This window comes from Microbacterium sp., from assembly GCF_040394595.1.
GTDB lineage: Bacteria > Actinomycetota > Actinomycetes > Actinomycetales > Microbacteriaceae > Microbacterium.
In genome coordinates this window covers 35555-44278 of sequence record NZ_JBEBSA010000020.1, presented here as the reverse complement: position 1 = coordinate 44278, position 8724 = coordinate 35555, and the positions used below count along the sequence as shown (strand labels likewise).

At 71.1% G+C, this 8724-nt stretch carries 7 protein-coding genes; 2 read left to right on the top strand and 5 right to left on the bottom strand.

The features are described from left to right. From ABWO84_RS14430 to ABWO84_RS14415, 4 genes are all read right to left on the bottom strand, one after another. Window positions 1–697 (bottom strand): VOC family protein (locus ABWO84_RS14430; RefSeq protein ID WP_353115759.1); only part of this gene is annotated, 697 nt, incomplete at its 3' end. A gap of 1 nt (window position 698) precedes the next feature. Then, window positions 699–2201, bottom strand: coding sequence for a 5-carboxymethyl-2-hydroxymuconate semialdehyde dehydrogenase (gene hpaE, locus ABWO84_RS14425; RefSeq protein WP_353115757.1), 1503 nt, complete (start codon window positions 2199–2201; stop codon window positions 699–701). Further along, window positions 2201–2893, bottom strand: a complete 693-nt coding sequence (locus tag ABWO84_RS14420) for a GntR family transcriptional regulator (RefSeq protein ID WP_353115755.1) — start codon at window positions 2891–2893, stop codon at window positions 2201–2203. The genes hpaE and ABWO84_RS14420 overlap by 1 nt, the downstream gene beginning before the upstream one ends. Beyond that, window positions 2890–4395: a fumarylacetoacetate hydrolase family protein gene (locus ABWO84_RS14415; protein ID WP_502915421.1), complete on the bottom strand. Its 1506-nt coding sequence runs from the start codon at window positions 4393–4395 to the stop codon at window positions 2890–2892. Before ABWO84_RS14415 ends, ABWO84_RS14420 begins: the two co-directional genes overlap by 4 nt. 71 nt (window positions 4396–4466) lie before the next feature. Between ABWO84_RS14415 and ABWO84_RS14410 the strand changes: the two genes are divergently transcribed. Further along, window positions 4467–5849 (top strand): MFS transporter, encoded by a 1383-nt coding sequence (locus ABWO84_RS14410; protein ID WP_353115751.1) that lies wholly within the window; start codon window positions 4467–4469, stop codon window positions 5847–5849. A 126-nt stretch (window positions 5850–5975) separates the two neighbouring features. Here ABWO84_RS14410 and ABWO84_RS14405 read toward each other — a convergent pair whose 3' ends face one another. Next, entirely contained in the window at window positions 5976–6680 is a 705-nt protein-coding gene (locus ABWO84_RS14405) for an IclR family transcriptional regulator (RefSeq protein ID WP_353115749.1), read from the bottom strand. 148 nt (window positions 6681–6828) lie between these two features. Here ABWO84_RS14405 and ABWO84_RS14400 point away from each other — a divergent pair, with 148 nt between their 5' ends. Beyond that, window positions 6829–8700, top strand: coding sequence for an FAD-dependent monooxygenase (locus ABWO84_RS14400; protein WP_353115747.1), 1872 nt, complete (start codon window positions 6829–6831; stop codon window positions 8698–8700). Window positions 8701–8724 lie beyond the last annotated feature (24 nt).

The window sequence follows — 8724 nt, the reverse complement described above, 5'->3', positions numbered from 1 at the left end:
GCCCGTCGCCGCCGGTCATGGCGGTGTCGTGCACGGTGGGCTTGCGGCGCATCCAGGCGGCGTAGACGGTGCCCTCGTCGTCCTGGATGTCCTCGGTGACGCGGAAGCCCAGCGACTGCATGAAGTTCACCGCGCGCGGCACGTCGGGGGTCACCTGGTTGAAGTGGTCCAGGCGCACCAGCTCGCCGGGGGTGTGCAGGTCATAGCGCCACGACAGCCGCTCGACGTGCTCCACGTCGTGGAAGAACTCGTAGGGGAACCCGAGCGGGTCGACCACGCGCACCGACGCGCCGATGCCCTTCGTGAAGCCCTCCGGCGCGCGGCGCACCTCGCAGCCCAGCTCGCGGTAGAACGCCTCGGCCCGGTCGAGGTCCTCCGGCGTGCGCACGCGGTAGGAGAACGCGGCGACCGCCGCGACGTCCCCCCGGCGCAGCACGAGGTTGTGATGGATGAACTCCTCGGTCGACCGCAGGTAGATCGAGTCCTCGTCCTCCTCGGTGACGTAGAGGCCGAGCACGTCGACGTAGAACACGCGGGAGGCCGCGAGGTCGGTCACCACGAGCTCCATGTAGGCGCAGCGCAGGATGTCCGGCGGCGAGGCCTGCGGCGTGGGCACCGGGTTGTCCGTGCGGATCGGGGCCTCCTGCGACACGTAGTAGCCGGCCGAGGTCAGGGTCATGTCTTCGCGGTTGGTCATGTCAGCGTCCTTGCTTGCCGAAGGTGGGGTTGTGCGGGGCGCCGAGCGTGATGTGCACGCTCTGCTGGTCGGTGTAGAAGTCGATCGAGCGGTAGCCGCCCTCGTGGCCGAGGCCGGAGGCCTTCACCCCGCCGAAGGGGGTGCGCAGGTCGCGCACGTTGTTCGAGTTCAGCCACACCATGCCGGCTTCGACGGCCTGGGCGAAGTTGTGCCCGCGCCGGAGGTCGTTGGTCCACACGTAGGCGGCGAGGCCGTACTTGGTGTCGTTCGCGAGGGCGAGCGCCTCCTCGTCGGTGTCGAACGGGGTGATCGCCACCACCGGGCCGAAGATCTCCTCCTGGAAGATCCGGGCATCGGGCTTCACGTCGGCGAACACCGTCGGCGCGACGTAGTTGCCGGTGGGGAAGCCCTCGGGGCGCCCGCCCCCGGCGACGAGCCGGCCCTCGGTCTTGCCGATCTCGACGTAGCTCATGACCTTCTCGTAGTGCTCCGGGTGCACCAGTGCGCCGACCTCGGTGGACGGGTCGTGCGGGTGGCCCACCTTCACGCGCTGCGCCTGCGCGGCGTAGCGCTCGACGAACTCGTCGTACACCTCGCGCTGGACGAGGATGCGGGAGCCGGCGGTGCAGCGCTCGCCGTTGAGGGAGAAGACGCCGAAGATGCAGGCGTCGATCGCGACGTCGAGGTCGGCGTCGGCGAAGACCACCGCGGGGCTCTTCCCGCCGAGCTCCATCGAGAGGCCCTTGAGGAAGGGCGCGGCGTTGCCGAAGATGATCTGCCCCGTGCGGCTCTCGCCGGTGAAGGAGATGAGCGGCACCTCGGGGTGCTTCACCAGCGCGTCGCCGGCGTCCTCGCCGAGGCCGTTGACGAGGTTGAACACGCCCTGGGGGAGGCCGGCCTCCTCGAAGATGCCCGCCCACAGCGAGGCGGAGAGCGGGGTGAACTCGGCCGGCTTCAGCACCACCGTGTTGCCGGTCGCGAGCGCGGGTCCGAGCTTCCAGGACTCGAGCATGAAGGGGGTGTTCCACGGGGTGATGAGGCCGGCGACGCCGATCGGCTTGCGGTTGACGTAGTTCATCTGGCGGCCGGGCACCTTGAACGCGTCATCGGCCTGGGCCACGATCAGGTCGGCGAAGAACCGGAAGTTCTCGGCTGCGCGGCGGGCCTGGCCGAGCGCCTGGGTGATCGGCAGGCCGGAGTCGTAGGACTCCAGCTCGGCGAGGCGGGCGTCGCGCGACTCGACGATGTCGGCGATGCGGTGCAGCACACGGGAGCGCTCGCGCGGCAGCATCCGCGGCCACGGCCCCTCCTCGAAGGCCCGCTTCGCCGCGGCGACGGCGCGCTCGACGTCGGCCTTCTTGCCGGCGGCGGCATGCACATAGGTCTCGTTCGTGACGGGGTTGAGCACCTCGAAGGTGTCGCCGTCGAGGGAGTCGACGAACTCGCCGTCGATGTAGTGCTGGATCTTCTCCGGCAGGTCAGCCGGAACATACACGTCGGTCATCATCGTCCTTCCGATGCGGGGGCGGTTGCGGGGGTGCTGTGCCGCGACGTCAGGAACGCGTCCATGGTGCGCCAGCGGTGGTCTCGGGCGGCGAGCTCGATCTCGAGGGGATCGGCGCCGCGGCGGATGAGGTCGAGGATCTGCACGTGCTCCTCCACGGAGTGGCGGGCGCGGCCGGGCACGAACGCGAAGGTGGAATCGCGGATGCCGGACAGGCGCGACCAGCCGCGGTGCACGAGGTCGAGCAGATGCGGGTTGGGGCAGGGCTCGTAGAGCACCGAGTGGAAGTCGCGGTTGAGGGTGGTGAACGCGTGGGCGTCGAAGTGGTCGAGCAGACCCAGCATCCGGTCGTTGATCGCCGAGGCGCGGTCGAGCGCCTCGCCGTCGAGGAACGGCGCCGAGAGCGCGGTCGCCGCGCCTTCGACGAGGCCGAGCGTCTGCATCGTGTGGGCGTACTCCGACTCGTCGACGAGCGCGACCCGGGCGCCGACGTTGCGCTCGAACGTCACCAGGCCCTCGGCCTCGAGCCGGCGGATCGCCTCGCGCACGGGCACGACGCTCATCCCGAGCTCGTCCGCGATGCCGCCGAGCACGAGACGGTAGCCGGGGCCGAAGGCATGGCCCGCGATGCGCTCGCGGATCCAGGCGTAGGCGACCTCGGACTTGCTGCCCCGGTCGAGCACGGTCGTCATCCGCGCGCCTCGTACTTCGCGCGCCACTCGGCGTTCATCGGGAACAGGCCGTCCACCGGACTCCCCGTGGCCACCTGCTCGGCGATCCAGGCGTCCTCGTCCTCCTGCGCGAGGGCCTCGTCGACGACCTCGTCGACGAGCGCGGGCGGGATGACGATCACGCCGTCGCCGTCGCCGACGATGATGTCGCCGGGCTGCACGGTCGCCCCTCCGCAGGCGATCGTCACGTCGACGTCCCACGGCACGTGGCGGCGTCCGAGCACGGAGGGGTGCGCCCCTCGGGAGAAGACCGGGAGGCCGATCTCGGCGACCGCGTCGTAGTCGCGCACTCCGCCGTCGGTGACCACGCCCGCGGCCCCAAGGGTCTTCGCCCGGAGGGCGAGGATGTCGCCCAGCGTGCCGGTGCCCGCTTCGCCGCGCGCCTCGATCACCACGATCTCGCCGGGGCGGATCGCGTCGAACGCGCGTTTCTGTGCGTTGTAGCCGCCGCCGTGGGTGCGGAAGAGGTCCTCACGGGCCGGCACGAAGCGCAGCGTCTTCGCGACGCCGACGATCTTCGCGCCCGGAAGGTTCGCGGCGACGCCGTCGATGAAGCAGGAGTGCAGACCGCGCTTGCGCAGCTGACTGGACAGTCCCGCCGTGGGAGCGGCCTCGAGCTTCGCGCGCAGCTCGGGGGAGAGGGCGTCGGATGCGGGCTCGTCCTCCGCCGGGAGGCCGGCGGCCTCGCGGGACCCCCACGCCTCGGTGCGCTGCAGGTCGTCGACCGCGGGCAGGGAGCCGAGCGCGGGGTCGAAGGGGACCTCGCCCTGGACGACCGTGGTGCGCAGGGCGCCGCTGGTGGGCGCGCCGGGGGCGGTGGGGGCGTCGACCTCGATCTCGACCACGTCGCCCGGGCCGATCACGCTGGACCCGGCCGGGGTGCCGGTGAGGATGACGTCGCCCGGCTGCAGCGTGAAGTGCTGCGAGAGGTCGGCGACCAGCTGCGCGAGGGGGAAGATCATGCCGCCGGAGGTGTCGTCCTGCCGCAGCTCGCCGTTGACCCAGGCGCGCACGCGCAGGGCCTCGGGGTCGACCGTGCGCGCGTCGATGTAGTCCGGGCCGAGCGGGGTGAAGCCGTCGCCGCCCTTGGAGCGCACGTTGGAGCCCTTGTCGTTCGCGCGGAGGTCGTAGACGCCGAGGTCGTTCGATGCGGTCACCCACCCCACGTGCGACCAGGCGTCGGAGAGGGGGACGCGGCGGGCGGCGGTGCCGATCACGAGGGCGATCTCCGCCTCGAAGGCGAGCAGCTCGGCGCCGGCGGGCCGCTCGACCGTGCCGCCGCTCTCGCCGATCGAGCTGAGCGGCTTGAAGAAGTAGGAGGGGGCGGCAGGCCGTCTTCCGCGCTGGTCGGCGCGCGAGGCGTAGCTGAGGTGGATCGCGATGATCTTGCCGGGCCGGGGGACGGTTGCCGTCACGGGGCGCCTCCTTGCGTCTTGTGGGTCGTATTCGAAATCGTATATCATCTCGTCACGCCCCGGCAAGCATCGAAAGCGCCGCCGCCGCAGACACCGACGTCACCTCGAAGGAGAGACACATGAGTGGCCAGCCAGAGGACGGGTTCACCCCGACCGGAACCATCGCGAGCCACGCGGATCGCCGCCGCGTCGTCTTCGCCACCGTGATCGGCACCACGGTCGAGTGGTACGACTTCTTCATCTACTCCTCGGCGACGGCGCTCGTCTTCGGGCAGCTGTTCTTCTCGCCGTTCGGGAAGGGGACCGAGCAGATCCTCGCCTTCCTGACGATCGGCATCAGCTTCCTGTTCCGCCCCCTCGGCGCCTTCCTCGCCGGGCACTTCGGCGACCGGATCGGGCGCAGGGCGGTGCTGATGATCACGCTCATCCTGATGGGCGCCTCGACCGCGCTCATCGGCCTCCTGCCGACGGCGCAGGTGATCGGCTTCGCCGCTCCCGTGTTGCTGATCCTGCTGCGCGTGCTGCAGGGCGTCTCCGCCGGCGGCGAGTGGGGAGGCGCGGTGCTGATGGCCGTCGAGCACGCCCCCAAGAAGAAGCGCGGGCTGTTCGGCGCCGCTCCCCAGATCGGCGTCCCGCTCGGTCTCCTCCTCGCCTCCGGGGTGATGGCCGTGATGGCGACGATCGCCCAGGGCGACGCGTTCACGCAGTGGGGCTGGCGCGTGCCGTTCCTGCTGTCGTTCGTGCTCATCCTCGTCGGGTACTACGTGCGCCGCCGCGTGGAGGAGAGCCCGGTGTTCGTCGAGATCGCCGAGCGCCGCGAGCAGACCCGGATGCCGATCGTGCAGCTCTTCCGCAAGCACGCCCTGCTGGTGATCGTCGCCGCGCTCGTCTTCGCGGGCAACAACGCGGTGGGCTACATGACCACCGGCGGCTACATCCAGAACTACGCCACCGACCCGGAGGGCCCGCTGAGGCTCGACAAGAGCCCGGTGCTCTGGGCCGTCGCGGGCTCCGCGGTCACGTGGCTGATCTTCGCCGCCTTCGCCGGGTGGATCTCCGACCGCATCGGACGGCGGACCACCTACATCGCCGGATGGATCCTGCAACTGGTCGGCGTCGTCGCCCTGTTCCCGCTGGTGAATCAGGGGGGCATCTGGTCGCTGTTCGCGGGCCTCGCGATCCTGACGGTCGGCCTCGGTCTCACCTACGGCCCCCAGGCGGCGCTCTACGCGGAGCTGTTCCCTGCGTCGATCCGGTTCTCCGGGGTGTCGATCTCCTACGCGATCGGCGCGATCCTCGGCGGCGCGTTCGCCCCCACGATCGCGAAGGGGCTGGTGGAGGCGACCGGCACGACGACGTCGGTCACCTGGTACCTCGTCGGCATGACCCTGCTCGGCCTGATCGCGACGCTGCTGCTGCGCGACCGCACCGGGATCCCCCTCGGGCCCGACCACGAGGCCGAGCAGTCGGTGAGCCCGATCCGCGGCCTGTCCCGCACCTGACCCGGAGCGCGTCATCTCGGCGCCCGGAGGGTGGTCGTCGAACGAGCGGAGCGAGACGGAACGAGTGGCGGGGATGTGCGTCTCGTCTCGGGCGCCTGCGGCGTCCCCGCCCGACGGCGGTGCGCGTCAGCCGCCGAGCGCGTCGCGGATGGTCCGGGCCGAGCGCTGCAGGCGGACGGCGATCTCCTCGTCGGTGAAGGCCGAGGCCACGTGCACGACCGCGAGGGCGGCGGGGCGCTGCCCGCGCAGCTCGAGCGGCACGGCGACGGACTGCACGGTGGGGATGACCTCGTCGTGGCTGGTCGCGTGCCCCTGGGAGCGCACGAGGGCGACCTCGGCGCGCAACTCGTCGCCGCGCTCGCCCCAGTCGGCCCACTCCGCATCGGCGAGCTGCGCGAGGATCGCCTTGCCCGGGGCCCCCACGGTGACGGGGTGCCGCGCTCCGGGCCGCTGGGCGACGCTCGCGACCGTGTGCCGGGGCTCGACGCTCGTCAGGGTGATGCACTCGCGGCCGTCCAGCACTGCGAGGAAGCAGGTCATGCCCAGGTCGTTGGCGACCGCGGTGAGCTCGGGCAGCGCCTCCGCCTGGAGGTCGTGGGCGACCCCCGCGGCGAGGGCCGCCATGCGCGGCCCCAGGGCGGCGAGGCCCGAGGCGTCGCGCACCACGAGCCCGTGGTCCTCGAGCGTGCGCAGCAGCCGGTAGGCGATCGACCGGTGCACTCCGAGCCGGCCGGCGATGTCGTCGATCGAGAGGGCGCCGCGGGTGTCGGAGAGGATCTCGAGGATCCGGACGCCGCGGCTGAGCGTCTGGGATGCGGGGCCGTCGGCCATGGATCCTCCTCGACGTGAGGCCCGGTCTTGATCCGTCGCGGGCCGAGCGGGTACGCTGTGTTCAATAGTAGAACATCATGTTCGAATATAGAACACGTTCTCCTTCGAGAGCAACCCCGACGGCGCCGTCAGGAAGGAATCGACGACGATGCAGTTCCACCACCACGGATACGTCTCCGGAGACCCGCGGGTCCTCCCCGCCGAGGGCACCGGCGTCGACCGCCCTGTTGAGCTCCCCGACGAGATCGACGTCCTGATCGTCGGCTCCGGTCCGGCGGGGATGCTCCTCGCCGCGCAGATGTCGCAGTTCCCCGGCGTCACGACGCGCATCATCGAGAAGCGCGACGGGCGGCTCGTGCTCGGTCAGGCCGACGGCATCCAGCCCCGCAGCGTCGAGACCTTCCAGGCGTTCGGCTTCGCCGAGCGGATCATCGCCGAGGCGTACAACATCGGCTGGATGAACTTCTGGGGACCCGACCCGGAGCGCCCGGAGAACATCGTCCGCACCGCGCGCACGGCCGACTACGCCTACGACATCTGCGAGTTCCCGCACCTCATCGTCAACCAGGCCCGCGTGCTGGACTACTTCGCCGAGGCGGCGGCCGACGGGCCGGGGCGGATCCTCCCCGACTACGGCGTGGAGTTCACCGGGCTCACCGTGCACGACGCGGGGGAGCATCCGGTCGAGGTGCGCGTGCGCCACGTCGCGGGGCCGCGCGAGGGCGAGGAGCGCACGATCCGCGCGAAGTACGTGGTGGGCTGCGACGGCGCCCGCAGCGGTGTGCGCGACGCGATCGGCCGCACGCACGTCGGCGGCATCTCCGCGCACGCCTGGGGCGTCATGGACGTGCTGGTGAACACCGACTTCCCGGACTGGCGCACCAAGTGCGCGATCAACTCCGAGGCGGGGAACATCCTGCACATCCCCCGTGAGGGCGGGTACCTCAGCCGCATGTACATCGACCTCGGCGAGGTCGCCGACGACGACAACCACGAGGTGCGCAAGACCCCGATCGAGGCGATCATCGCCAAGGCGAACGCCATCCTGCATCCCTATGCGATCGACGTGAAGGAGGTCGCCTGGCACAGCGTGTACGAGGTCGGCCACCGCATCACCGACGGGTTCGACGACGTGGACGCGGGCTCGACGGCCGCGCCCCGGGTGTTCCTCACCGGCGACGCCTGCCACACCCACAGCGCGAAGGCCGGGCAGGGGATGAACGTCTCGATGCAGGACGGGTTCAACATCGGCTGGAAGCTGGGCGCCGTGCTGACCGGCCGCAGCCCCGAATCGCTGCTCTCGACCTACGGCGCCGAGCGCCGGCCTGTCGCGCAGCAGCTCATCGACTTCGACCGCGAGTGGTCGACCCTGATGGCGCGCAAGCCCGAGGAGATCTCGGATCCCCAGGAACTCGCGACCTACTACCTGGCCACCGCCGAGTTCCCCTCGGGGTTCATGACGCAGTACACCGCCTCGATGATCACCGGAACGGACGCGCATCAGGGGCTGGCGACGGGCTTCCCCCTCGGCAAGCGCTTCAAGTCGGCCGAGGTCGTGCGGGTGGCGGACGGCAACGTCGTGCACCTCGGTCATCACGCCAAGGCCGACGGACGCTGGCGCGTCTACGCGTTCGGCGACGAGAGCGGCGCGGGCGTCGACGCCTGGGCCGCGGCCGCCGAGCCGCTGTTCGCGCGGTTCACGCCCACCGCCGCCGACGTCGACGCGGTCTTCGACGTGAAGGCCGTGTACCGGCAGGCCGCCGAGGATCTCGACGTCACGTGCGCGCCGGCGCTGTTCCAGCCGAAGACCGGACCCCTCGGGCTCACCGACTGGGAGAAGGTCTACGCCTCGGGTCCGTCGAAGTGGACCGCGGCCGACGTCTTCGCCGATCGCGGCCTGTCCGCCGACGGTGTGGTGATCGTGGTGCGCCCCGACCAGTACGTCGCCGCGATCCTGCCGCTCACCGCCGTGGACGAGCTCGCCGGGTTCCTGGAGGGCGCCTTCCTCCCCGCGTCCTGAGCCCCCGAGGAGACGGGCGGGACG